The sequence below is a fragment of the Streptomyces sp. 2A115 genome, assembly GCF_052245575.1.
Classification (GTDB): Bacteria; Actinomycetota; Actinomycetes; order Streptomycetales; family Streptomycetaceae; genus Streptomyces.
Genome location: NZ_JBQQCG010000015.1, coordinates 98733 through 122846, shown reverse-complemented (window position 1 = coordinate 122846; position 24114 = coordinate 98733). Strand labels below are relative to the sequence as shown.

The 24114-nt window shown below is 70.2% G+C and carries 18 protein-coding genes and 2 pseudogenes; 10 read left to right on the top strand and 10 right to left on the bottom strand.

The annotated features are described in order from the left end of the window. Window positions 1–179 precede the first annotated feature (179 nt). Window positions 180–1262, top strand: a complete 1083-nt coding sequence (locus ACTWQR_RS15945) for a S1 family peptidase (RefSeq protein ID WP_443227710.1) — start codon at window positions 180–182, stop codon at window positions 1260–1262. 109 nt (window positions 1263–1371) lie between these two features. Beyond that, window positions 1372–1476, top strand: a pseudogene (locus tag ACTWQR_RS15940) (oxidoreductase); the annotation flags it as partial. A gap of 108 nt (window positions 1477–1584) precedes the next feature. Here the strand turns inward: ACTWQR_RS15940 and ACTWQR_RS15935 are convergent. Beyond that, window positions 1585–2382, bottom strand: a complete 798-nt coding sequence (locus ACTWQR_RS15935) for a DUF899 domain-containing protein (RefSeq protein ID WP_443227709.1) — start codon at window positions 2380–2382, stop codon at window positions 1585–1587. A 334-nt stretch (window positions 2383–2716) separates the two neighbouring features. Between ACTWQR_RS15935 and ACTWQR_RS15930 the strand changes: the two genes are divergently transcribed. Next, window positions 2717–6175 (top strand): DNA polymerase III subunit alpha, encoded by a 3459-nt coding sequence (locus ACTWQR_RS15930; protein WP_443227708.1) that lies wholly within the window; start codon window positions 2717–2719, stop codon window positions 6173–6175. Then, window positions 6172–7137 (top strand): annotated as a pseudogene (locus ACTWQR_RS15925) (DNA polymerase Y family protein); the annotation flags it as partial. The gene ACTWQR_RS15930 and the pseudogene ACTWQR_RS15925, both read left to right, overlap by 4 nt. Window positions 7138–7243: 106 nt before the next feature. On the opposite strand, the gene ACTWQR_RS15920 reads toward ACTWQR_RS15925, so the two are convergent. Next, window positions 7244–7618 carry a cupin domain-containing protein gene (locus ACTWQR_RS15920; RefSeq protein ID WP_443227707.1) on the bottom strand — a complete coding sequence of 125 codons (375 nt, stop codon included), beginning with the start codon at window positions 7616–7618 and terminating at the stop codon, window positions 7244–7246. 111 nt (window positions 7619–7729) lie between these two features. Here ACTWQR_RS15920 and ACTWQR_RS15915 point away from each other — a divergent pair, with 111 nt between their 5' ends. Together ACTWQR_RS15915 and ACTWQR_RS15910 are read left to right on the top strand one after the other, a co-directional pair. Further along, complete coding sequence (locus ACTWQR_RS15915) at window positions 7730–8176, top strand: MarR family winged helix-turn-helix transcriptional regulator (protein ID WP_443227706.1); 447 nt, start codon at window positions 7730–7732, stop codon at window positions 8174–8176. A 171-nt stretch (window positions 8177–8347) separates the two neighbouring features. Continuing rightward, window positions 8348–9241 (top strand): esterase/lipase family protein, encoded by an 894-nt coding sequence (locus ACTWQR_RS15910; protein ID WP_443227705.1) that lies wholly within the window; start codon window positions 8348–8350, stop codon window positions 9239–9241. A 37-nt stretch (window positions 9242–9278) separates the two neighbouring features. Here ACTWQR_RS15910 and ACTWQR_RS15905 read toward each other — a convergent pair whose 3' ends face one another. After that, window positions 9279–10343, bottom strand: coding sequence for a lytic polysaccharide monooxygenase auxiliary activity family 9 protein (locus ACTWQR_RS15905; RefSeq protein WP_443227704.1), 1065 nt, complete (start codon window positions 10341–10343; stop codon window positions 9279–9281). Window positions 10344–10531: 188 nt separating this feature from the next. Between ACTWQR_RS15905 and ACTWQR_RS15900 the strand changes: the two genes are divergently transcribed. Then, entirely contained in the window at window positions 10532–11041 is a 510-nt protein-coding gene (locus ACTWQR_RS15900; RefSeq protein ID WP_443227703.1) for a GNAT family N-acetyltransferase, read from the top strand. 424 nt (window positions 11042–11465) lie between these two features. After that, the gene (locus tag ACTWQR_RS15895) at window positions 11466–12080 is read left to right on the top strand and encodes a class I SAM-dependent methyltransferase (protein WP_443227702.1); all 615 of its coding nucleotides are present in this window, start codon (window positions 11466–11468) and stop codon (window positions 12078–12080) included. 103 nt (window positions 12081–12183) lie between these two features. Here the strand turns inward: ACTWQR_RS15895 and ACTWQR_RS15890 are convergent, their stop codons facing one another. Beyond that, window positions 12184–13101, bottom strand: coding sequence for a GNAT family N-acetyltransferase (locus tag ACTWQR_RS15890; protein ID WP_443227701.1), 918 nt, complete (start codon window positions 13099–13101; stop codon window positions 12184–12186). Between the two features lie 70 nt (window positions 13102–13171). Between ACTWQR_RS15890 and ACTWQR_RS15885 the strand changes: the two genes are divergently transcribed. Beyond that, window positions 13172–13546: a GntR family transcriptional regulator gene (locus ACTWQR_RS15885; RefSeq protein WP_443227700.1), complete on the top strand. Its 375-nt coding sequence runs from the start codon at window positions 13172–13174 to the stop codon at window positions 13544–13546. Between the two features lie 84 nt (window positions 13547–13630). Here ACTWQR_RS15885 and ACTWQR_RS15880 read toward each other — a convergent pair whose 3' ends face one another. After that, window positions 13631–14428 carry a DUF72 domain-containing protein gene (locus tag ACTWQR_RS15880; RefSeq protein ID WP_443227699.1) on the bottom strand — a complete coding sequence of 266 codons (798 nt, stop codon included), beginning with the start codon at window positions 14426–14428 and terminating at the stop codon, window positions 13631–13633. A gap of 194 nt (window positions 14429–14622) precedes the next feature. Beyond that, window positions 14623–15717, bottom strand: coding sequence for a DUF5925 domain-containing protein (locus ACTWQR_RS15875; protein WP_443227698.1), 1095 nt, complete (start codon window positions 15715–15717; stop codon window positions 14623–14625). 195 nt (window positions 15718–15912) lie between these two features. Between ACTWQR_RS15875 and ACTWQR_RS15870 the strand changes: the two genes are divergently transcribed. Continuing rightward, on the top strand, window positions 15913–17334 hold the full coding sequence (locus ACTWQR_RS15870) for a GH39 family glycosyl hydrolase (RefSeq protein ID WP_443227697.1): 1422 nt from the start codon (window positions 15913–15915) through the stop codon (window positions 17332–17334). A gap of 30 nt (window positions 17335–17364) precedes the next feature. Here the strand turns inward: ACTWQR_RS15870 and ACTWQR_RS15865 are convergent, their stop codons facing one another. Genes ACTWQR_RS15865 through ACTWQR_RS15850 form a run of 4 tightly spaced genes read right to left on the bottom strand, consistent with a single transcriptional unit; the run spans window position 17365 to window position 23858 of the window. Then, complete coding sequence (locus ACTWQR_RS15865) at window positions 17365–21258, bottom strand: lipopolysaccharide biosynthesis protein (protein WP_443227696.1); 3894 nt, start codon at window positions 21256–21258, stop codon at window positions 17365–17367. Then, window positions 21251–22051 carry a polysaccharide deacetylase family protein gene (locus ACTWQR_RS15860; RefSeq protein ID WP_443227695.1) on the bottom strand — a complete coding sequence of 267 codons (801 nt, stop codon included), beginning with the start codon at window positions 22049–22051 and terminating at the stop codon, window positions 21251–21253. The genes ACTWQR_RS15865 and ACTWQR_RS15860 overlap by 8 nt, the downstream gene beginning before the upstream one ends. Continuing rightward, complete coding sequence (locus tag ACTWQR_RS15855) at window positions 22048–23043, bottom strand: glycosyltransferase family 2 protein (protein ID WP_443227694.1); 996 nt, start codon at window positions 23041–23043, stop codon at window positions 22048–22050. Before ACTWQR_RS15855 ends, ACTWQR_RS15860 begins: the two co-directional genes overlap by 4 nt. After that, window positions 23040–23858 carry a glycosyltransferase family 2 protein gene (locus tag ACTWQR_RS15850; RefSeq protein WP_443227693.1) on the bottom strand — a complete coding sequence of 273 codons (819 nt, stop codon included), beginning with the start codon at window positions 23856–23858 and terminating at the stop codon, window positions 23040–23042. The genes ACTWQR_RS15855 and ACTWQR_RS15850 overlap by 4 nt, the downstream gene beginning before the upstream one ends. Between the last annotated feature and the right edge of the window lie 256 nt (window positions 23859–24114).

Genomic DNA, 24114 nt, shown 5'->3' with positions numbered 1-24114 from the left:
ATTACTGCGTGCGCGTCCTGAAGTCGACCTTGTGCGCTCCCGGCAGGCCTCGGAATAGTGGTTGGTGTCCGTTGGCATGAACGCGGCTTTTTTTGTGAGCCGGGTTCATGTCCGTACACCTTCCGGTCGCGATGGTCCCCCACGATCGCCGCGTCCGACCCCCCACAGGAGGACGTAACTTGAAGCACCGACGCATACCCAAGCGGCGGGCCGCCCTGGCAGGTGCGGGCATCACCGCACTGGTCGCCGCGGGAGTCACCTTCCAGACTGCGAACGCGAGTGAGAGCGAGCCCACGCCCGAGCCCCGGACCCTGTCGATCAAGGCGGCCGGAAAGCTCGCATCGACGCTCGGCAAGGACCTCGGTACGGACGCGGCGGGAACGTATTACGACGCGAAGGCCGAGAACCTCGTCGTGAACGTGCTCGACAAGGCCGCGGCCGAGACCGTCGAGTCGGCCGGCGCCAAGGCCAGAATCGTCGAGAACTCCCTCGCCGAACTCAAGGGCGCCCGTACGACGCTGAAGCAGGACGCGACCATCCCCGGCACCTCGTGGGCGACCGACCCGGCGACCAACAAGATCGTGGTCACCGCGGACCGCACGGTCAAGGGCGAGAAGATGGCCCAGTTGACCAAGGTCGTCGACGGGCTCGGCGCCAAGGCCGAACTCAAGACCACCAAGGGGGAGTTCAAGCCCTTCATCGCCGGCGGTGACGCGATCACCGGTGGCGGCGGCCGCTGCTCGCTCGGCTTCAACGTGCTCCTCGGCGGCGAACCGGCCTTCCTGACCGCGGGGCACTGCACCGAGTCGATCTCGTCGTGGTCGGACTCGTCCGGCAACGTGATCGGCGAGAACGCGGAGTCCAGCTTCCCCGACAACGACTACGGCCTGGTCAAGTACACCGCGGACGTGGACCACCCGAGCGAGGTGAACCTCTACGACGGCTCCGCGCAGGAGATCACGGGAGCCGCGGAGGCCACCGTCGGCATGGAGGTCACTCGCAGTGGCTCCACGACCCAGGTGCACGACGGTACGGTCACCGGTCTGGACGCCACGGTGAACTACGGCAGCGGCGACATCGTCAACGGGCTTATCCAGACCGACGTCTGCGCCGAGCCCGGTGACAGTGGTGGCTCGCTCTTCTCGGGCAGCAGCGCGATCGGGCTCACCTCCGGGGGTAGCGGCGACTGCACCTCGGGTGGGGAGACCTTCTTCCAGCCGGTCACGGAGGCACTCTCCGCGACCGGGACCGAGATCGGCTGACCTCAGCCCCGTCGGACCATCGGAGAGAGCCCCGTCCCCGCTGTGCGGGGGCGGGGCTCTCTCGGCTGTGTGGAAGGTGCGGGGCGGTTGTGGCTGGTCGCTCCCCTTCGCCCAGGACGACCGGGCCGGCGCGCTGCCCACCCGGTACGCGGCGACGCGGGACCTCCCCGGCGCGAGCTATGCCGGCCCGGACTGGCTGGGGGCAGTCGAGGGCACCCGGATCCGTTCACCAGCAGTGCCTTTCAACCCTCAGTCCTTTCAACCCTCAGTCCTTTCAACCATCAGTGCCTTTTGACTCCGAGCATCACTGTTGGCCGAATCGTCAGGCGTCGTACTCGTCGGGGAGGCGCAGGGCGGGGCCGCCGGCCTCCAGGCCGAGGGGGACCGCGCGGTCCTTCGGCTCCTCCCATGCCTCCTGGCGGCCGAGCGCGGTGAGGTCGAGGTGCGGGTAGCCGTTGTGGAACTCCTCGATGCCACGGCCGAAGGTGGAGTAGGTGTGGAACACCTCGTCCCCGACGCGCAGGAACGCGCTGATGCCCGGCCAGTCGCCGCGCATGCTCTCCGACCACGGCATCCCGGCCTCGGCCAGCTCGGCCTCGGTGCGGTGGAAGATCTGCACCGGCGCGATCCGGTCGTCGACGGTCGTGTGGAAGTCGTAGTTGAAGTCGCTCGCGTACGAGGAGTACCAGGGGAAGGTCCAGCCCATCCGCTCGCGGAACGCGGCGAGCTTCTCGTACGGCGCCCGGGTCACCGCGACCAGCGTCGTGTTGCGGACGTGCAGCTGTCGCGGGTTGCCGATCTGGTCAGCTGCGGAGGAGCAGCTGGGGCAGCCGGTGTCGCGGGGATGCTCGACGCCGTCGGCATCGATGTCGAAGGTCCACATGAAGTGGTGCATGACCAGCTGGGGCCGCCCCTCGAACAGGTCGAGCAGACCCACCGTCCCGTCCGGGCCTTCGAAGGTGTACGGCTTGTCGACGCGCACCATCGGCAGCCGCCGCCGCTCGGCGTTGACCCGGTCGCGCGCCCGGGTGAGTTCCTTCTCCTTGGCCAGCAGTTCCTTGCGGGCGGCGAGCCACTCGTCGCGCGACACCACCTCGGGCAGGTTCGCCATCGTCGTCATCTCGAAGCCTCCCAGCTGTTCTCGTCTTGGCATCGGACGAAGTAGGCCACCACTCCAGCTTGCCCCGGCAGGGGCCCTCTGCGTGTACGCACTCAGGTTCTCGCTCACCTCCTGAGCGAGCGCCGAAGTGGCCGACAGGCGAGTCGCAGGTCGCCAACTCCCACGAACACCGCAAACAAGCCTGAACGGACACAGCCGTCCTGCGTTTGCGCAGGTGGGATGGGTTCGAATGGATGTCGCACAAGAGTTCGAAAATGGTCTATGGTGGGAGTGAGGGAGCTGGGAACTAATGTTCGAGGGCTGGCATGGGAGCCCCTGGAGAGTGGAGGTGCGCGTGCCGGACTTCACGCATCTGCACACCGCTTCCGGGTTCTCCCTGCGCTACGGAGCCTCCCACCCGGAGCGCCTCGCCGAGCGCGCCTCCGAGCGGGGCATGGACGCGCTCGCCCTCACCGACCGGGACACCCTCGCGGGCGCGGTCCGTTTCGCCAAGGCCTGCGCCGCCCACGGTGTACGTCCGCTGTTCGGGGTGGAGCTCGCGGTCGGGGAGGCCGTGCGAGGGGTGCGGCGCCGGGCTCCTGTGCGTGGCGGTGCCTTCATCGACGAGTCGACACCCCGGGTGACCTTCCTTGCCCGGGATGGTGCGGCGGGCTGGGCCGACCTCTGCAGGATCGTTACCGCATCGCATGCGGGCGAAGGCCCGCCGCTGCTGCCCTGGGCCGAGAACCACGCCGAGGGCCTGACCGTGCTGCTCGGCCCCGCCTCCGACGTGGGGCGCGCGCTCGCCGCCGGGCGTCCCGACCGGGCCGCGAAGCTGCTCGCGCCCTGGCGGGAGGTCCACGGCGACGCCCTGCGTCTCGAAGCGGTCTGGCACGGTCGTGAAGGAACCGGTCCCGGCTCGCTGCGCCTGGCCGCCCGTACCGTCGGATTCGCCGCCGAGCAGCGGGTACGGCCGGTGCTCAGCAACGCCGTCCGATACGCCGACCCGGGCATGGGCCCGGTCGCCGACGTCCTGGACGCCGCCCGCCGGCTCGTGCCGATCGACCCCCGCGGGGAACTGGACAGCGGCGAGGCCTGGCTCAAGGACGCGGACGCCATGCTCGGTGCCGCGGAACGCGTCGTCGAGGCAGCGGGCTACCGCCGCGACGCCGCGTACCGCCTGCTCGAACAGACCCGGTCCACCGCCGCCGAGTGCCTCGTCGACCCGGAGGACGACCTCGGCATGGGCGCCGTCCACTTCCCCGAGCCGCATCTCGTCGGCGCCGACCGCCGCACCGCGCAACGCGTGCTGGCCTCGCGAGCGGCGGCGGGGATGGTGCTGCGTGGTTACGACCGTTCTTCCGAGGCCCGGGTCTACTGGGAGCGAATGCACCGCGAGCTGGACATCATCGCCCACCACAACTTCGCCTCCTACTTCCTGACGGTCGCTCAAGTCGTGGACGACGTAAGGGCGATGGGCGTCCGGGTCGCCGCGCGCGGCTCCGGCGCGGGCTCGCTCGTCAACCACCTCCTCGGCATCGCGCACGCCGATCCCGTCAAGCACGGACTGCTGATGGAACGCTTCCTGTCCAAGCGCCGCCGGGCCCTGCCCGACATCGACATCGATGTGGAGTCCGCACGCCGGCTCGACGTCTACCGCGCGATCATCGACCGGTTCGGCACCGAGCGGGTCGCGACCGTGGCGATGCCCGAGACGTATCGCGTACGGCACGCCATCCGCGACGTCGGCGCCGCGCTCTCCATGGACCCGGCCGACATCGACCGCATCGCCAAGTCCTTCCCGCACATTCGCGCCCGCGACGCTCGCGCGGCGCTCAAGGAACTGCCCGAACTGCGCCAACTGGCAGGGGGGATGGAGAAGTACGGGCGGCTGTGGGAGCTGGTCGAGGCTCTCGACGCCCTCCCGCGCGGAGTCGCCATGCACCCGTGCGGGGTGCTCCTCTCCGATGCCTCACTCCTCTCCCGTACACCGGTCATGCCGACCAGCGGCGAGGGCTTCCCCATGGCGCAGTTCGACAAGGACGACGTCGAGGATCTCGGGCTGCTCAAGCTCGACGTGCTGGGCGTGCGGATGCAGTCCGCGATGGCGCACGCGGTGGCCGAGGTGGTGCGGGCGACAGGGACACATGTCGACCTGGACGCTCTTGAGGAGGGGGACCCGGAGACGTACCGACTCATCCAGTCCACCGAGACGTTGGGCTGCTTCCAGATCGAGTCGCCGGGGCAGCGGGACCTGGTCGGCAGGCTCCAGCCCGCGACCTTCCACGACCTCGTCGTCGACATCTCCCTCTTCCGGCCCGGGCCGGTCGCGGCCGACATGGTGCGGCCGTTCATCGCGGCACGGCACGGCCGGGCGCCGGTCCGCTACCCGCACCGGGACCTGGAGGGGCCGCTGAAGGAGACGTACGGGGTCGTGGTCTTTCATGAGCAGATCATCGACATCGTCGACATCATGACCGGCTGTGGGCGTGACGAGGCGGACCAGATCAGGCGCGGGCTGTCCGACCCCGAGTCGCAGGGGAGGATCCGCGTCTGGTTCGCGCAGTGCGCGGCCGCGAAGGGGTACGACGCGGAAACGATTACCCGTACTTGGGAGATCGTCGAGGCCTTCGGGTCGTACGGCTTCTGCAAGGCGCACGCGGTCGCCTTCGCCGTACCGACGTATCAGTCGGCGTGGCTGAAGGCGCATCACCCGGCAGCCTTCTACGCCGGGCTGCTCACGCACGACCCGGGGATGTATCCGAAGCGGCTGCTGCTCGCGGACGCCCGGCGGCGGGGGGTGCCGGTCCTGCCGTTGGACGTGAACCGGTCGGCGGTCGCCCACCGTATCGAACTGGTGTCTGAATCCAGGGGTGTCGGAGAGCCCGGGAAGGCCTGGGGCCTGCGTCTGGCGCTCTCCGACGTGCACGGCATCAGCGAGGCCGAGGCGGCGCGGATCGCGGACGGACAGCCGTACGCCTCGTTGCTCGACTTCTGGGAACGGGCCCGGCCGAGCCGTCCGATCGCTCAACGGCTCGCGCAGGTAGGCGCGTTGGACGCGTTCGGCGCCAACCGCCGTGATCTGCAACTGCACTTGACGGAGCTCCACCGGGGTGCGCGCGGTGGCCGTGGGGATCAACTCCCGTTGTCCGGCGGCCGAAAGACCGCGTCGGCCGGTCTGCCCGATCTCTCCTCGGCGGAGCGGCTCAGCGCCGAGCTTGGCGTGCTCTCCATGGACGCCTCGCGCAATCTGATGGACGATCACCGGGCGTTCCTCGACGAGTTGGGCGTGGTGTCGGCGCGACGGCTTCGCGAGGCACGGAACGGTGAGACGGTCCTGGTCGCGGGCGCCAAGGCGGCCACACAGACCCCGCCGATCCGCTCCGGCAAGCGGGTCATCTTCACCACCCTGGACGACGGCACGGGCCTGGTCGACCTCGCCTTCTTCGACGACTCCCACGACGCCTGCGCGCACACCGTCTTCCACTCCTGGCTGCTGCTGGTGCGCGGGGTGGTGCAGCGCCGCGGCCCGCGCAGCCTCAGCGTGGTCGGGGCGGCCGCCTGGAACCTCGCCGACCTGGTGGAACTGCGTGACGCGGAAGGGCTGGACGGAGTGGCGCTGCGGCTGGCGGAGCCGCAGGGGGACGGCGGGGCCGAGGACGGTTCCCGGGGCGGTCGAGATTCGGCGGGCGGCCGTCGAATCCAGATGCCCACGGGATACGAAATGAATCCGTGGGCGGATCTGCGCCCGGCGGGCGAAGGGCCCGCGAGCGGAAGGAAGTTGTGGCACCAGAGCCCGGGGAGTGCGGGATGACCATCCTTTGCGTACGTTTCCAACTGCCTCCGATGTACGAGGCCGCTCTGCCCCGACTCCTCGGAGTGCTGGAGGAGTTCACGCCCGTCGTCGAAGCGCTGCCGCCCGACGGGGCGTTGGTGGATCTACGGGGCGCGGAGCGGTACTTCGGGCGGGATGCCGTGGAACTGGCCTCGCTGATACGGGTACGGGCGCTCGCGTGGCACGGCGTCGACTGCGCGATCGGCGCCGGACCCGGGCCGATGTTCGCCCGGATGGCCCTGCGGGAGGCCGGCCCCGGAACGACCCGCGTGGTGCCCGAAGAGCCCGGCGCCCTCGCGGAGTTCCTCGAAGAACAGCCGGTACGGGCCCTGCCCGGAGTCGGCGCCGCCACCGCGCGCACCCTGTGCGAGTACGGCCTCGACACCCTCGGCAAGGTCGCCGCCGCGCCGCTCTCCACGCTGCAACGGCTCACCAGCGCCCGTACCGGCCGTGAACTGCTGGAGCAGGCCCGGGGCATCGACCGCGGCCGGGTCGTACCGAACGCCGTCTCCCGCTCTCTCGCGGCCGAACGACCCTTCGAGCGCGACGAGTTGGACCGGTCCCGGCACCGGCGCGCCCTGCTCTCCGCCGCCGAGGAACTGGGCTCCCGGCTCCGCGCCCTGGAGAAGGTGTGCCGCACGCTCACCCTCACCGTCCGCTACGCAGACCGGTCCACAACGACCCGCAGCCGCACTCTTTCCGAGCCGACCGCCCACTCCTCGGCCCTCACCGACGCCGCGTACCGCATGTACGAGGCGCTCGGCCTGCAGCGCGCCCGGGTCCGCGGCATCGCCCTGCGGGCCGAGGGCCTGGATCCCGCTGAACAGGCCTCCTACCAGCTCACCTTCGATCCGTTGGACGAGAAGGCCCGCCGCATCGAGGAGGTGGCGGACCGGGTGCGGGCGAAGTTCGGGCCGCGGGCGGTGATGCCGGGGGCGCTCCGCTTGGAGGACGGTACTGGAGCTGCGGGTTGTTTGGAGGGTGCGGGTCGGTTGTGGCTGGGCGCGCGGTTCCCCGCGCCCCTGAAGGGACGCGCCCCCCAGCAGGTCAGTTGGCCCATGGGGGGGTGATGATCGTGCCGTCGGCCAGTTCTGCCTGGAGGCCGATGGATGTGGTGACCCAGGAGATCGCGGTCTCTTCGGTCGGGTTCTCGACGGTGAGTGTCGCGCCGGGGGTGACGATCACCGTGTCGCCCGCGGCGATTCGCTCGGTGCGGCCGTCGAGCGTCATCAGCAGTTCGCCGGAGAGGAGGTGGAAGATCTCCTCACGGTTGACGGTGTGCGCGGGCGCCTTCGTACCCGCGGGGATCTCGCCCCGCCAGGCGCACAGCTCCTTGCTTCCGCTGAGGGGAGTGGCGTACGAGACGAAGCGGGCGCCGTGGATCTCGTGGACGACGGCTTCGGAAGAGCGAATGACGGGCACGGCTGCCTCCGGTGATGGACGGACTGCGGGACTGAATGGTCAATCTACTTGACTATGTGACTCTATAGTCAAGCAGGTTGACCAATCCGTCAACGGTGTTTCAATGCATGCGTGCAGAACTCCGAGGCCATGGCCCTGTCCGTCGCCCTGCTCGCCGTCGCGGGCGAGCTCACGCAGCGCATCAACGACGGTGTCGTCGCCCGCGGCTTCGAGGGGGTGCGACCCGCGCACGGCTTCGCGTTCGCCCGGCTCGCCCCGGACGGGGCGACGGTCACCGAACTCGCCGCCCATCTGGGCGTGACCAAGCAGGCCGCCAGTCAGCTCGTGGAGGAGATCGTCCGCAAGGGATACGCCGAACGGCGGCCCCACCCGGCGGACGCGCGTGCCCGGCTGGTCGTCCTCACCGAGCGCGGCTGGGACTGTACGCGCGCCGCGGAGGAGGCCGCCGCGGAAGCCGTACGGCCGTGGGTCGAGTTGCTCGGTGAAGGTGAAGTCCGGGCGTTGCGTGACCGTTTGCTGCGTATTGCGCCCTACGGTCCCATCAAGCCCGCCTGGTGATGCTTCATCGGTACGCGTCAGCGCCCGCGCCTGTCACTGGAAGTTTTTACTGACGCGTAACTTCACTCTTTTGCTACTCGCTCGTAATTTGTCAAAAGAACAGCATCCTCGTGATCCGGGTCACAGGGCGTACGTCGTCGCAACTCCCTTGAGCCGCAAGGAGATCACCCGATGCTGCCCTGGAAACGAGTGCTCAGACCTCTGGCCGCGCTGCTGCTGACCGCCGCGGTCACCGTCGTGCCCGCCACCGTCGCACCCGCCGCCACCACCGCCCAGGCTGAATCCGCACCCAGCAAGGGCGCCCCCAGCAGAGGCTGGAACAACTACTCCTGCAAACCGTCCGCCGCCCACCCCCGTCCCGTCGTCCTCGTCCACGGCACCTTCGCGAACTCCGTCGACAACTGGCTCGCCCTCGCGCCCTACCTGGTGAACCGCGACTACTGCGTCTACTCCCTCGACTACGGGCAGCTGCCCGGCGTCCCGCTCTTCCACGCCCTCGGCCCCATCGACAAGTCGGCAGAGCAGCTCCGGAGCTTCGTCGACAAGGTGCTCACCGCGACCGGAGCCGCCGAGACCGACCTCGTAGGCCACTCGCAGGGCGGTCTGATGCCCCGCCACTACCTGAAGTTCCTCGGCGGAGCCGCCAAGGTGAACGCCCTCGTCGGCATCGCTCCCAACAACCACGGCACGACCCTGGGCGGACTCGCCAACCTGTTGCCGTACTTCCCCGGCGCGGGCGATCTGCTCTCCACGGCCACCCCGGCCCTCGCCGACCAAGTGCCCGGCTCCGCTTTCCTGACCAAGCTCAACGCGGGCGGCGACACCGTGCCGGGCGTCCGCTACACGGTCATCGCCACCAAGTACGACGAGGTGGTCACGCCATACCGCTCGCAGTACCTCGACGGTCCGAACGTACGCAACGTCCTGATCCAGGACCTGTGTCCGGCCGACCTCTCGGAACACGCGGCGATCGGACTCTTCGACCGGATCGCGTTCCACGAGGTGGCGAACGCCCTGGATCCGGCGCACGCCACCCCGACCACCTGTCTCTCCGGGATCGGCTGACCGGTCGGCGGACCGACTACCCGCTACCGGCTACCGACTAGCGGCTGTGGCGGCCGCCGCTCACCGTACGGCGACGGACCGAGGCGAACAGCGCCGCGGCACCGATCGCCAGGGCGGTCGCCCCACCGATCGCGATGTACGAGGTGGTGCTGTCGCCACCGGTCTCGGCGAGGTTCTCCGTGGCGCCGGCGGGTTCGGCATCGGTCGACGAGTCGGCGCCGGAGCCGTCCGTCGCCGTCGTCGTCGTCTCAGTGGATCCGGATTCGGTGTCCGTGCCCGCGGCTGCCGTAGCCGTCGCCTGGGTCTTCGGGTCGTCGTCGCCGTGACCGTCGTGCTCCACGGACGACTTGTCGGTGCCGTCGGCTATCTCCTTGTCGGACGGGGCCGACGCGGTCGGGGCGGCGGAGGCCTCCGCGCCGGCGCCCTGCCCGCCGCCGTCGCCCCGACCGCCCCCGCCGCCGTTTCCGCCCTCTCCGAAGACGACGTCCGAGCAGGTGTAGAACGCCTCGGGGGAGTCCGAGCGCTGCCAGACCGAATAGATCAGATGGCGGCCCGACTTGACCGGGACGACCCCGTCGAAGACGTAGTCGCCGTTCTCCAACTTCGGGTCGGTGACCTTGAGGAACGGCTTCTCCTCCAGGTCCGACCACTTGAGCGGCTTCGCCGGGTCGTAGCCGTCCTTGGTGACGTACAACTCGAACGAGCCCTTGTGCGGGGCGGTTCCCTTGTAGCGGAAGGTGCGGTTGCCCGAGGTCAGCTGGGTGGCCGGCCAGTCGGCGCGGGCCAGGTCGAGGCCCTTGTACTTGTCGTTGCCCGCGCTGCACAGCTTTCCGTCGGGGATGATCTGCTTCGACCTGCCCGCCGCGTTCGCGATGTTGACCCCGTTCCAGTCGTAGAGGGCCTGGGTGCCGCTGGTCGCGACGGCCGCCTTGCAGGCCGCGGAGCGGGGGCTCTCCGGGCCCTCCGCATAGCAGGCCGCGACCCGGCTCACCGGGTCCGTCATCGAACCGTGCGCGGCGGCCGGGCCGACGGCGAGCGCGGTCAGGGCGAGCGGCGCGGCGCTGACGGCGGCGATGGCGACAGCCTTGCGGCGAGCAGACATGGGGGAACTCCTCGAAACGGTCCTGGGGGCGCGGGCACCAGGGGCCCGGCGTGCCTGAGATGCCTGGGGGCGATCAGCAAGCTAGCCCCTCGGAACCGCGAAATCGCCTGATGAGGACGGGTGAGGGCGATCCTTATGGTCCGCTTAAGGGAGTGCTCAGACTGCGATCAGGTAGGTACCGTCCGGCCATGACAGACACCCCGTACGACGCCGAAGACGCCGAAGACGCCGAAGACGCCGAAGGCTCCGACGACTCCGAGATCCGCCCGGCCGTCGCGGGCGACGTCGCCGCGGTGAAGGCGGTCACCGACGCGGCGTATCACCACTACATCGAGCGCATCGGGGTGGTTCCGGTGCCCATGGAGGCGGACCACGCCGCCAATGTCGCAGCGGGACGAGTGTTCGTCACGGGGGAGCCCGTGATCGGGCTCGTGGTCATCGAGGCGTACGAGGACCATCTGTTCCTCGACAGCATCGCCGTGCACCCGGACGCCCATGGGCAGGGCGTGGGGCGGCGGCTCCTCGAATTCGTGGACGCACGCGCGCGTGCGCTCGGACTGCCCGAGGTCAGGCTCTATACAAACGTGATGATGTGGGAGAACCAGAGGCTCTACCCGAAGTTCGGGTACGAACTCATGGAGCGCCGCGGGGACGGGCCGTACGACCGGCTCCACTACCGCAAGCGGCTGACGCCCTGACGGCTTTCATCGCTGCCCGGGTCGGGCCAGGCGGTTCTCATGGCTGCCGAACTCGGCCGGCTCACCCGTCCGGCCACCACGTGCGATGGATGTCCTTTCGAACCTCCGGACGCTCGGCGGGGCGTTCGTCTGCGTCCTCCCGCACGCGGCGGGATTCCGACTTCCTCAGGGGCTTCTGCACGGTTACGCGGCGCATGGCTGCCTCCTTGCGTCTACCGAGTTCCGCGTTTTCACGGAGGTAGACCGTTCCGGGGAGAGTGACTCATCGGTGGGCGGCTTGTCAGTGGCGGTTGTCACGTTTCCGCTGTCAGATCGGTCATTGGTCGTTTATCGGTCGGTTGTCCGTTGCCCGCCTGTCACTCGTGGGTCGCTCGCATGACTGGTGAAAAGTCCCGTTGTCAGTGGCGGGTGTCACTCTGGGCGCATGACGAGTAACAGTGCTGGTGAAGAGCGGTCAGGTATCGACTGGGACGCCGAGTCCGCCTCCTTCGACGACGAGCCGGACCACGGGCTGCGGGACCCCGCCGTGCGCGAGGCGTGGGCGGCCAGACTGCGCGGCTGGCTGCCGCCCCGCCCGTCCGACGTGCTCGATCTGGGCTGCGGCACCGGCAGCCTGTCGCTCCTCGCGTCCGAGGAGCGACATCGGGTCACCGGGGTCGACCTGTCGCCGCGCATGGTCGACCTCGCCCGCGCCAAGCTGGCCGGGCGTGACGCGGCCTTCCTGGTAGGTGACGCGGCCGCCCCGCCGGTCGGAGAGCAGCGGTTCGATGTCGTCCTCGTCCGCCATGTGCTGTGGACGCTGCCCGATCCCGGCCGCGTTCTGGCGCATTGGCGGGGGCTGCTCCGGCCCGGCGGACGGCTCGTCCTCATAGAGGGTGTGTGGGGGACCGTGAGCCCGGTCGGCATATCCGCCGACCGGCTGACCGAGCTGCTCGCGCCCCTCGCGGAGGACGTGCGCGTGGAGCGGCTGTCCGGCGACTCGCTGCTGTGGGGACGGGAGGTGGCGGACGAGCGGTACGTGGTGATCGCCGTGCCTTGAGGAGCGAGGAGCAAGGAGCAAGGAGCGGGGTGTCGGGTGCGGGGCTGTTGGCCGGCTGGGCAGCGTTTCGACGCCGCCCTCGCGGGCGAGGGGATCGAGCTCGTCAGAGTTCGCGGATGTAGCGCATCTCGGTGGCGCAGATCTCGTAGCCGAACCATTTGTTGATCGCGAGCATCGGGCCGTTGCCGGAGTCGTTGCCCGTGAACGCCTCCGTGAAGCCGGCGGCGCGGGCGCGGTGCAGGGAGTCGTTCTTGGCGAGCTTGGCGAGACCGCGGCCGCGGTGGGCCCGGGCCGTGCCCGTCATCACGGTGCCGTAGCGGGTGCCGCCGTCGGTGCGGGCGGCGCTGAACGCGGCGGGGCGGCCGTCGACGACCGTGATGGAGGTCAGCTCCTGGCTCAAGAGCGGGTGTTGCCAGGTCTCCTTCAGCCATGCCTCGTAGTTCGTGAACTCGTAGTCGATGTCGCTCGGTTCGTCCCCGGATGCCTCCGCGTCCAGGGCGAACAGCGGGCGCGGGTCGCCCGCGAAGTCCGCGGCCGAGCGCACTTCGACGCCCGTCGGCGGCTCTTGGAGCGGTGGCAGGGTGCCGTTCGCGAGGTCCAGGCGGAGGAAGTGCGCTGAGCGGCTCGCGCGGTAACCGCGCGTCTCGGCGAAGGCGCGGTTCGCGGGCTTGTCCAGGACCCAGGAGAAGAGCTTCGTCGCGTTCAGGCCGGAGAGGCGTTCCTCGGCGGTCTTCACGAGCAGGGAGCCCGCGCCCTGGCCCTGGCGGTCCGGGTGCACGTACACGTTCAGGTAGCCCTGGCCGGGCTGCGGGCTGTCGTGCGCGAAGCCGACCTGGGCCGTGCCGATGAGTTCGCCGTCCCTCTCCGCGACCAGCGGCTGGAAGTGGGCGTCGGGATGGCTGTGCGCGACGTCGTAGAGGATGGCCTCGGGGGTGGAGAGCATGAAGGGAAGCGCCAGGTGCCGGATGCGGGCGAAGCCCTCGGCGTCTCCTGCGCGGAAGTCGCGAACGATCACAGTCATGAGGTCGCACGCTACGGGGGCGTGTGGCCGGGTGCCTCCCAATTTCCCGGGGTTGCGGGACAATCGCTGCGTGACGTTGAAGATCGACATCGATGACGGTGCGGGGGTCGCGCCCTACGAGCAGGTGCGCGCCCAGATTTCCGAGCAGGCTCATGCGGGGGCGCTGCCGGTGGGCTACCGGCTGCCGACCGTGCGGGGGCTGGCCGATGAGCTGGGCCTCGCGGCCAATACGGTCGCCAAGGCGTACCGGGCGCTGGAGTCGGACGGGGTGATCGAGACCCGGGGGCGCAACGGAACGTTCGTCGCCGCCGCGGGTGACGCGGCTTCCCGGGAAGCCGCCGCTGCCGCCCAGGCCTACGCCGAGCGCGTCCGCCGCCTCGGGCTTCCCGAGCGGGCGGCGCTCGATGCGGCTCGGGATGCGCTGCGTGCGGCGTACGGGGACTGAGGGTGCGCGGTACGGGGACTGAGGGTTCGGTTCGGTCCCTGACCAGGACTTCGCTCCCCGCCAGGGGCAGGGCCGTGCCCCGCCTCAGGCTCCGGCATCCGTGGCGTCCTCCGTGGCGGGCGGCAGGCGGCGCGGGGTGCGGGTGACGGTCAGGCCCGTCGTCGTGGCGGCCCGTGCGAACACCCTCGCGTCGAGGACCGCCGCGGCGTGCGGATCATTGTTGAAGTACGCGTACACCTCGTGGTCGTCGGGCCAGGTGTCCGCGATCCGCCGTGCCCAGGTCATCAGGGACTGCCGACCGTAGTGCGGCCACAGCCGGGCCCGTCCGACGTGGAAGCGCACATAGCCCCAGTCGGCCGTCCGCCACAGCGGAGTCACCGGCCGGGCCAGGATGTCGGCCCAGCACAACGCGGCGCCCCGTGTCTCGAGCACGTCGCGCACCGCGGGTGTCCACCAGGAGTCGTGGCGCGGTTCGACCGCGACCCGGGTGCCGGCCGGGAAGTGGGCGAGGCAGTCGTCGAGGAGACCGGCGTCGGCGCGCAGCGTGGGCGGGAGCTGGAGCAGCACGGGTCCGAGCCGGTCGCCGAGTCCGGCGGCGTGGCTCATCAGCCGGTGCACCGGCTCCTCGGGGTCCCGCAGCCGTTTGATGTGGGTCAGGAAGCGGCTCGCCTTGACGGCGACGACGAAGTCCGGCGGTGTGCGCTCCCGCCAGGCCTCGAAGGTCTCCCGCGACGGCAGCCGGTAGAAGGCGTTGTTGATCTCGACCGTGGCGAACCGCGCCGCGTACTCCTCGAGCCAGAGCCGCGTGGGCAACGCGGCCGGGTACACGACGCCGCGCCAGTCCTTGTACTGCCACCCCGACGTGCCGACGAACAGGGTCATACACCCATAGAAACACCGGTGAGGGCGTACCCGCGCCGGTGAGACGCGCGAGTGCACGGCAGATGCAGCCCAATAAGAGGTGCGGCCCAATAAGAGGTGCGGCCCAGTGACGGGTACTCCCAGTGACGGGTACGCCCAATGACAGGTACAGCCCAGTGCCAGGTACCTCAATCGCAGGCACAGCCCAGTGGCGGCTACAGGTACAACCCCGCGTCCGCGCCCGCGCGCTGGTCCGGTACCGAAGTCGGCGTCGTCCCCCGGCGCAGTGCGTACAGCTCGGCCAGGGTCGCTCCCTCGCGGCCGAGGCCCTCCTCCGTGCCGAGCCAGGCAGCCGACTCACGGCGGGTCAACGGCCCGACCTCGATGCGGGCGAGGCAGCGGCCGGGGCGGACCACGGCCGGGTGGAGGCGTTCCAGGTCCTCGTTGGTCGTCACGCCCACCAGCACGTTGCGGCCCTGGCCCAGCAGGCCGTCGGTGAGATTGAGCAGGCGCGAGAGTGCCTGGCCGGCCGTGTGCTTGGCCTCGCCGCGGATCAGCTCGTCGCAGTCCTCCAGCAGGAGCAGCCGCCAGCGGCCCTTCCCCGTGCTGTCCTCCTCGCCGATCGCGATGTCCATCAGATAGCCGACGTCGGAGAAGAGCCGCTCGGGGTCCAGCACGCAGTCCACCTGGCACCAGTCCCGCCACGAGCGCGCCAGGGTGCGCAGCGCCGACGTCTTGCCCGTACCCGGCGGACCGTGGAGCAGCAGCAGACGGCCCGCGATGTTCTCCGGCGTCGTCTTCATCAGCTCGTCCATCGCGTCCGCGACCGGTGCGGTGTAGTTCGTCCGCACCTCGTCCCACGTACCCGCCGAGATCTGTCGGGTCGTGCGATGCGGGCCACGCCGCGGCGACACGTACCAGAACCCCATCGTCACGTTCTCCGGCTGCGGTTCGGGCTCGTCGGCCGCGCCGTCCGTGGCCTGGCCGAGCACCTTCGCGGCCAGTTCCTCGCTGGTCGCGGTGACCGTGACGTCGGCACCCCGGTTCCAGCGCGACACCAGCACCGTCCAGCCGTCTCCCTCGGCGAGCGTCGCGCTGCGGTCGTCGTCGCGTGCGGAGCGCAACACCCGGGCGCCCGGCGGCAGCAGCGTCGCCCCGGACCGTACTCGGTCGATGTTCGCCGAGTGCGAGTGCGGCTGCTCGCCCGTCGCGAAGCGGCCGAGGAACAGCGCGTCGACGACGTCCGACGGCGAGTCGCTGTCGTCGACGTTGAGCCGGATCGGCAGAGCGTCGTGTGGGTTCGCAGACATGCCGACATGATCCGTCACCCGGGCGCCCTGTGCATCCGCTTTCCGGGTTGCACCCCGGAGGGCAAGGATGTCACCGCGTGTCCGGTGTGCCGCCGGACAGGCGCTGGCTCCCGGTGTATCCCCTCCGTCCTGTTACCGGTCTGTGGATGACGGAACCTGTCCTACCGCCAAGCCACGCCGTTACTGTTGCCCTTGATGGGACGTCATGGGTGGAATTCGGGGGCACGGCGGTGGCGGCTCACCGCTCTGCTCGGTGTGGGCGCGGCCGCTCTGGCCCTGGTGCTCACCCTGCTCAACACGCTGCCCGGGGACGGGGCGAGTGATGTCGGCACGACTCGGGACGGTGACAAGGTGCACGGGACGCCCGCCGTCCCTCCGGAGGAGACGAAACCGGAAGTGGGATGGGGCTTCACCCACACCCAGTTCAGCGCCGACGAGGGCCCCGGCGCCGCCACGAAGCGGGTGGCGGAGCGCCTCGGTGAGCAGCCCCTCCCGCAGATCCAGCACATCATGGGCTGGGGCTCGGACAACCCAGAGCCGGTCAAGGGGCGGTACGACTTCGAGGACATGGACCGCCGTATCGACTTCGTCCGCGAGTCGGGCGGCACCCCGGTCGTCACCCTGTGCTGCGCGCCGGACTGGATGAAGGGCGGCAAGTCCGGCTCCGGCAACACCGACTGGAGCCAGGAGGCCCTGGAGACCGCTCCGGACCGCGCCCACTACAAGGACTACGCCGCGCTCGCCGCGACCGTCGCCAAGCGCTACCCGGACGTACGCCACTTCATCGTCTGGAACGAGTTCAAGGGGTTCTGGAACGACGCCGAGGCCCGCTGGGACTACGAGGGCTACACCGAGTTGTACAACCTGGTCTACAAGGCGCTCAAGAAGGTCGACGAGGACATCCAGGTAGGCGGGCCCTATCTGGTGATGGACAGCCTCGACCCACGCCAGAAGGAAGACGCCTCGCCGACGCTGAAGGGCACCTGGGGCACCGCGGACCAGCGGGTTCTCGATGCCTTCGACCACTGGAACAAGAACAAGGCGGGCGCGGACTTCGTCGTCGTCGACGGCTCCAGCTACACCAAGGACGACGACCTGCTGCCGGACGAGTTCGCGGCCACCGAGAAGTTCACGGCCGTCAGCCGCTGGGTGCGCGAACGGACCGGTGACCTGCCGCTGTGGTGGGCCGAGTACTACGTGGAGCCGGCCGACGCCGACGACGACCGCGACGACTGGTCCGAGCCGCACCGCGTCGCCGTCCAGGCCTCGGGGCTGATCGCGATGGCCCGCGGCGGCACCACCTCCGCCTTCTACTGGAACCCGGAGAAGGAGAAGGGCGCCGACTGCGCCGGCTGCCTGTGGACCCCGACCGACCGCGCCGACGGCGGCGAACCGATGCCGATGCTCGACCTCGTCTCCCGCTTCAGCGAGGAGTTCCCGCCCGGAACGAAATACGAGCAGGTCTCCGTCGCCGCCGACGACGTACCGAACGTACGGGTCCTCGCCGACGACAAGGCCGTCCTCGTGGTCAACACCCTGGACCGGAAGATCAGCACGGAGATCGACGGGGAGAGTTTCGACATGGACGCGTACGAGGTGAAGTGGCTTACCCGGTAAGCCACTTCACCGTCGGACCAGGACCATCCCTCAGGCCATCGTCAGGAACCGCTGCACCAACGAAGCCAGCAACACCGCCAGCAACGGCAACGAGAACCAGAAACTGCTCTGCAGCCACCGCAGTTGCCGCACGCCCGGCCGGACGGCCACCCGCACCACCTCGCGCGTCGTGAGCAGCACGATCAGCGCGATCGCCGCGAACCCCCCGACGACCGACCACGGAGTCCAGGTCACCTGGGGCCCGATCGGTCCGGGATCGGCCTGCGCGGCCTTGCCCTCGGGCTGTTCGGCCAGCGCGTAGACGGTGGCGTCATCGTTGACGAAGACCCTCTTCAGTTCCTTCCGGTCGTCGAGGTTGCGCAGGAGCCGGTCCTCCCAGGTCTTCGAGTAGCCCACGTCCATCTGGAGATAGGTCACCTGACCACGGTTGATCATGAGGTACGAGTTCGGGCCCGCGTCCTTGAGCGACTTGACCAGGCCCGAGACCAGGACGGGGTCGGTCGGCGCGAGCGTCGGCACGTACTCCACCCTCTCCATGTCCCGGGCGCCCCAAGGGATCGAGGGCGTCACGGTGTTCACCGTGTCGTCGCTCAGCCACAGCAGCCGTGCGGTCGGCTTGTCGTGCGCGTACACGTACTCCATGGCCGCGACCTCACCCGGCCGGATCCGCTCGAACGGCTCGTTGCCCCAGCGGGCCACCAGGAAGCCGCCCATCAGGACGAGGCCCGCCATCAGGGCGGCGAGCGGGGCGAGGCTCAGCCGGTCGCGGTCGCGTTCCTTCGCGGTGACGCCGGTGCGCGGGAAGAGCGCGAGTCCGGCGAGCAGCGCCGCGCCGGGCAGGGCGAACATGAAGACGCGCAGCGCCATTTCGCCGCCGTACGACTGCATGCCGAAGCCCAGGAACGGGACGAAGGTGAGGACGAGCAGCGACCGTTCGCGGTATTTGTAGTCGCGCCGTCGCCACCAGCCCCAGCAGGCCAGAGCCATCACGCCGCCGGCGAGCGCCACGCGCGCGTAGAGGACGAGTTTGTGGGTCGAACTGCCGCCCTCGATACGGCCGGAGACCGACGACGACACGTTGCCGCCCACGCCGCCGACCCCGCCGAACAGTTCGTCGAAGTGCCCCGACCAGTAGGGCTCGGCGAGGAAGCCCACCCAGACGGCGACCATGACGCCGAACAGGATGGGCAGCCCGCGCAGTTCGGAGCGGCCGACCAGAACAAGGACCGTGAGGACGCCCAGCATCACGAAGGGCGTGAGCTGGTGGGCCGGGACGGTCGCCATGAACAGCCCGATGACGACCATGAGCAGGACGGCCCGCTGACGCCGGTCGGTCGGCTCGACCTCCAGCTCGCCGGGCCGCCGCTTGGTCCACAGCACGCGCGGCGCCCGGAACCACACGAGCAGGATCGCCACGAAGACGAGATAGAGGAGGTACGTGAAGCCCTGCGGCGAGAAGTAGTCCTGGCCGACCCAGCCGCTGAGCACGAAGATCCAGATGCCGGTCCACTTGGCCCGCCAGCTCGCCCGCATATGGCGCACGAGCAGGAACAGCGGTGCCAGATAGAGGAGCTGCATGGTCAGCGGCCACCAGCGGATGACCTCGGTGAGGTCGTTGACCCCGCAGGCCTTCGCCACGAAGGCGGCCGCCGCGAAGAAGCCCGGCCAGCTCCAGCGCGCGTCCAGGTCGGGCACGGCGGACCCGGTCCGGTCGATGTAGTCGAGGAACCCGAGATGCTGCCATGCCGTCGCGAACCGCGGTTCGGTCTCGATCACCGCGGGCAGCGCGTGCAGCGACACCACGGTGGCCAGCAGCGTGACCATGAGCAGGCCCGTGTGCTCGCGGCCGCGCCAGAGCAGCGAGGCGAACACCGTGACCAGCAGCGCGGCCCCGGCCAGCGTCGGCATGGGCAGCACGGAGATCAGTCCGAGCCCGCCCATCCGGTCGAGATCGGTCTCGCCGAGACCGGACGCGGGCACCCAGTACAGAACGAGCGCCGCCGCCAGCAGACAGCCGAGCACCACACCGGTCCGGGTCGGCCGCAGCCGCTCCCACACGGACATCGGCGGGCCGGGCGGGCCGGGCGGGCCGGTTGGTCCGGGCTGCGCACCCGGCTCACGTACGGGCCCCGTAGCGCCCCCTTCGTGTACGGGACCGGCCGCGCCCCGCTCGGACTCGGAGGCCGGTCCGAGGGAGGTCTCCGAGCCAGGCTCCCGTTCCTCCACGGGCAGGCCCACCTCCACCCGTGGGGCGGGCAGTTGGAGGGGCGCCCTGAGCGCCCAGGTCGGCCGGTGGTCGGGTCCGTCGCCCGGGCCGTGCTCGGGCTGGTCGCCCGGCGGGGGCTCCGGCCACTTGACCGCCGGCGTCCCGGTGGGCGGTGTCCCAGGACCGGGCCGTACGTCGGGCCGCCGCTCCATGTGGTCGAAGTCGAGATGGACGCCGAGCGCCAGCGTGTCCGAGTCGAGCTGCCGCGCCCAGGCCGGGCCGCGCCGCGCTTCGCCCGCCTTGGCCGCGGACACCTCGCGGGGACCCAGATCCGCCAGGTCCCCGTCGGGCGCCGCCTGCTCGGGCACGGCGTCGGCCGGCGCGGTCCTGACGATCCGGTACAGCTTGGGAGCCGAGACCGCCACGATCACCGCGAGGCTGCAGACCTCCGCGACACCCGCGCCCGCCAGGCCCATGCGGGGCAGCAGGATCACCGTGAGACCGAGCACCAGCACACACAACAGGCCCTGCAGCCAAGCGAGTCCGGCGGTCCGGCTCTGCGCGCGCAGCACCGCGAAGTACGTCTCCATCACGACCCGCAGCACCCCGCCGACCGCGAACCAGCGCAGCAGCGGGGTCGCCGCGTCGGCGTACCCCTGGCCGAACACACCCAGGACGAACGGCGCCCCGAAGAACAGCAGCGCGCCCACCGGCAGCATGATCCGCGCCATCCGGAGCAGCGCGGCCCGGGTGTTCGCGGCCAGCCGCGCCGGGTCGTGCGAGCCCTCGACGGTGAGCGAGGCGCCCATGTTGATGGCGAGCAGGTTGACGGTGCCGCCGATGGTGATCGCGATGTAGAAGTACGCGTTGTCGGCGGAACTGACCTGCGCCGCGACGATCACCGGGACCAGGTACACCACGGCGAGCGAGAACAGCGAGCCGGTGTAGTCGCCCGCCAGGAACCGGCCGATCTCCCTCATCGTCGGCGGCTCGGCGTGATCCTCGGTCGCCTTCACATGCCGGGGCACCAGACGCCGGAACACCAGCCAGCCCAGCGGCAGCACGGACACCGCGATGGCCGCGACCCACGACACGAAGACACCCGTGGTCGGGATCGCCGCGGCGAACGCGACGAGCAGCACCAGCTTCACCGCCGAGAACACGGTGTTGCCGACCGGCACCCACAGCGCGCTCCGCAGGCCGGTCAGCACCCCGTCCTGCAGCGTCAGCACCGACCAGGCGACCACGGCCAGGATGAATCCGAGGCCGTTGAGCGGACCGTGCAGGAAGCGGTACGAGGGACCCCAGAGGTCCAGCGTGAGCAGGAAGACGCCCGCGGCCACCGCCACGACCAGCGAACTGCCCGCGTACGTACGGAAGATCAGACGGCCCGTGTGGCGCCCCGCGATCGGGATGAAGCGCGCGAGGGCGCCCGTCAGCGTCACCGCGGTGAGCCCCGCGAGGAGCTTCATCGCGGCGATCGCCGCCGAGCCCTGGCCGACCGCCGACTCGGAGTAGTAGCGGGCCGCGGCCAGCCAGAAGCCGAGCCCGAGCACGGCCGAGATCCCCGTGTTGAGCATCAGGGCATAGGCATTCCGGAACAGCGGGCTGCCGCCGGACGACCTGCCGAGGCCGGGCAGGCGGAGGCGGCGCCCGGACCGCTCGGGTGCCTCGGGCGCGGGCGTGTCGGCCTGGGCCGCGGTGGTCGTGTCAGACACGGGAACGGATGGCCTTCCGGCGAACCTGTCGTGCTCTGCGGACCATGGCGTTCCCCTTGGTGAGGACACGGTCCCTGGCGAAGATACGGGCGATCGCGCGGCCCTCGACGAGCCGCTCGAACTCCTCGATTCCGGTGGCGCGGCGCACGGTGACCCGCTGCAACGCGTACGGCCCCTGGCGGCGCCGCGCGAGACCGTTGCCGACGGCGAGCGACTGTCCGAACCCCGCCTCGCGCACCGCCCGGCGCACCCGGCGGCTGGAGTAGCCGTACGGGTACGCGAACGACACGGGACGGGTGCCCAGTTCGTCGGCGATCACTTCCCTGCACCGCAGCAACTCGAACGACAGCGCGTCGTCGGCCAGCTGGTCCAGCTGCGGATGCGTATGGCTGTGCCCGCCGATCTCGACGTCCGCGTCCGCCAGTTCGCGCACCTGGTCCCAGTCGAGCATCTCGTCCAGGGCACCGCCGGTGTCGTACGCGCCGCGCAGCCAGCCGGTCGACACGAACAGCGTGGCCGGGAAGCCGTGCTTGGTGAGCACGGGCAGCGCGTGCCGGTGCACGCCCTCGTAGCCGTCGTCGAAGGTGATCAGCATGGGACGCCGGGGGAGTGGCCCCGATGATCGCCAGCACCTCGCCAGCTCGGCGGTGCTGACCGGCGTGAACCCCAAGTCGCTCAGCAGTGTCATCTGTTCGGTGAACGCCTCGGGGGCCACCGACAGCGCTCGGGTCGCGTCGTTGGGCGCCGTGGCGACCGAGTGGTACATGAGAATCGGCACGCGCTGGTCGCTCATCGTTCGGCCCCCTCGATCCGGGCGATCGGGACCACCGAGAACTCGGTCCCACCCTTGCGTGCTCGGACGCTCCCGAGAACGTACCCCCCGGCCGCCGTCACCACTCCGCTGACGATGGCGCCCGCCCGGCCCGCGCCGCCCGGGCGGGCGAGCAGCGCGTCGCGCAGCCCGCGCGCCACTCCGGCGGGCAGCACGCGCGTGGTGTAGCGGCGCTCGGACTCAAGGCCCTTGCCGGCGCCGACACTTCGCGCCACCAGGGCCTTCGACAGACCCTCGGCGTACGTACGCGTGCGGAAGTACCCGAAGTGCTCGCGCGCCTCGGGCACCCGGTGGTGGATCACCGCGCGGTCGTCGATCAGCAGGATCGCGTCCGGTCTGGCGCGGGTGAGGCGGATGCACAGCTCCGTCTCCTCGCAGCCCAGCGGCCGCTTGTCGCCGTCGCGGCCGATGCCGGTCGCGAAGCCGCCCGCCGCGTCGAAGGCCGTGCGCCGGAACGAGGCGTTGCCGCCGAGTACGTTGCGGACCTGGACGCGACCGGACGGCAGACCCTTGTACGTGCAGCCCACGACCCAGTCGAACTCTTCGGGAAACCAGGCCGGTCGGCGCCCCGACGCCCAGATCGGCACCGTACGGCCGCCGACGGCCATGACCCGCGGATCCTCGTACCCCTCGGCGAAGTGGAGCAGCCAGTCGCGCTCGGCCACCGCGTCGTCGTCGAGGAAGGCGATGACGTCACCGTACGAGGCGGCGATGCCGGTGTTGCGGCCCGCGGAGAGGCCGCGGGGGCCCGCGTTGGCGAGCACCCGCACCCCTTCGGTCTCCTTGTACTCCTTCGTGAGCCGGTCCAGGAGCGCCTGGTTGTGGTCCACGACCAGGAGTGTCTCCAGGGCCGGCCGGGACTGCGTCCGCACCGAGGCGACCGCCGCGAGAATGTCCTCCCAGCGGTCCTCGGTGTAGACGCAGACCACCACGGAGATGTCCGGGGTTCTCAAGACACCTCTCCTCGGGCGGAGTTGAGCTCCATGGCGTGCCGGCGGCGCAGCGACCGCCGGTTGGAGCGCTCCCTGAGGATCACCTTGAGCACGCGCAGCCCGTCTCTTACGGCCCGCAGATTGCTCGCGCCGTGGATCCGCAGATACTCGTGGCTCGGGATCTCCTGGACCTTCAACCCCGCCTTGACCACCCTGATGTTCATCAGCGTCTCCACCTCGAACCCGGTGCAGTCGAGGTCGATCTCGTCGAGGCAGTGCCGCCAGAACGCGTTGTAGCCATAGCAGAGGTCGGTGTAGCGGGCGCCGAACTTCCGGTTGACGATCGTGCACAGTGCCCAGTTGCCCAGCTTGCGGATCGGCGTCATGTCGTCCGTGCCGCCGCCGTTGGCGAACCGCGAGCCCTTCGCGAAGTCCGCGCCGGAGACCAGCGCGGAGACGTACGAAACGATCTCGTTGCCGTCGGCCGAACCGTCCGCGTCGACCATCACGATGATGTCGCCGGTGCAGGCCGCGAACCCGGTGATCAGGGCGTCGCCCTTGCCCTTGCCGAGCTGCTCGACGACCTTGACGTCGGGCCACAGCTCGCGGGCCACCTGGACGGTGTTGTCGGTGGAATTGCCGTCGACGAGAACCACTTCGTGAATCCACTGGGGAAGGGTCTTGAAGACGTACGGGAGATTCTCCGCCTCATTCATGGCGGGAATCACGACGCTCACCGGAGGCGCTATGGCCAGGTGAGAGGAGATGGGTCGGTACTTGCTGGCTATTGATGACGGATCTTGGCCCGAAACAGCTGGGCGCAGGACTGAGCTCATGAGTCTGGTCCCTCTCGTCCGGTGGACCGCCCGCCCCTGGGCAGTCCGGCTCTTTGTCCGGTTCGAAAGGGGGGTTATCACTTACGGCATGCGGAAATGGATCTCCGTACATGCCGGGTGAGTTGGCAAAGCTGGCCGACTGGCAAGGTCGGTCGCGCGGCACGACTCGGCACAAGTGCGGTCACCGAGCACGGCACCCCCCTACCGCGCCCCGCGCCGGGCCCATCGTCGCGATCTTGAGCCCTCCCCTAGATCG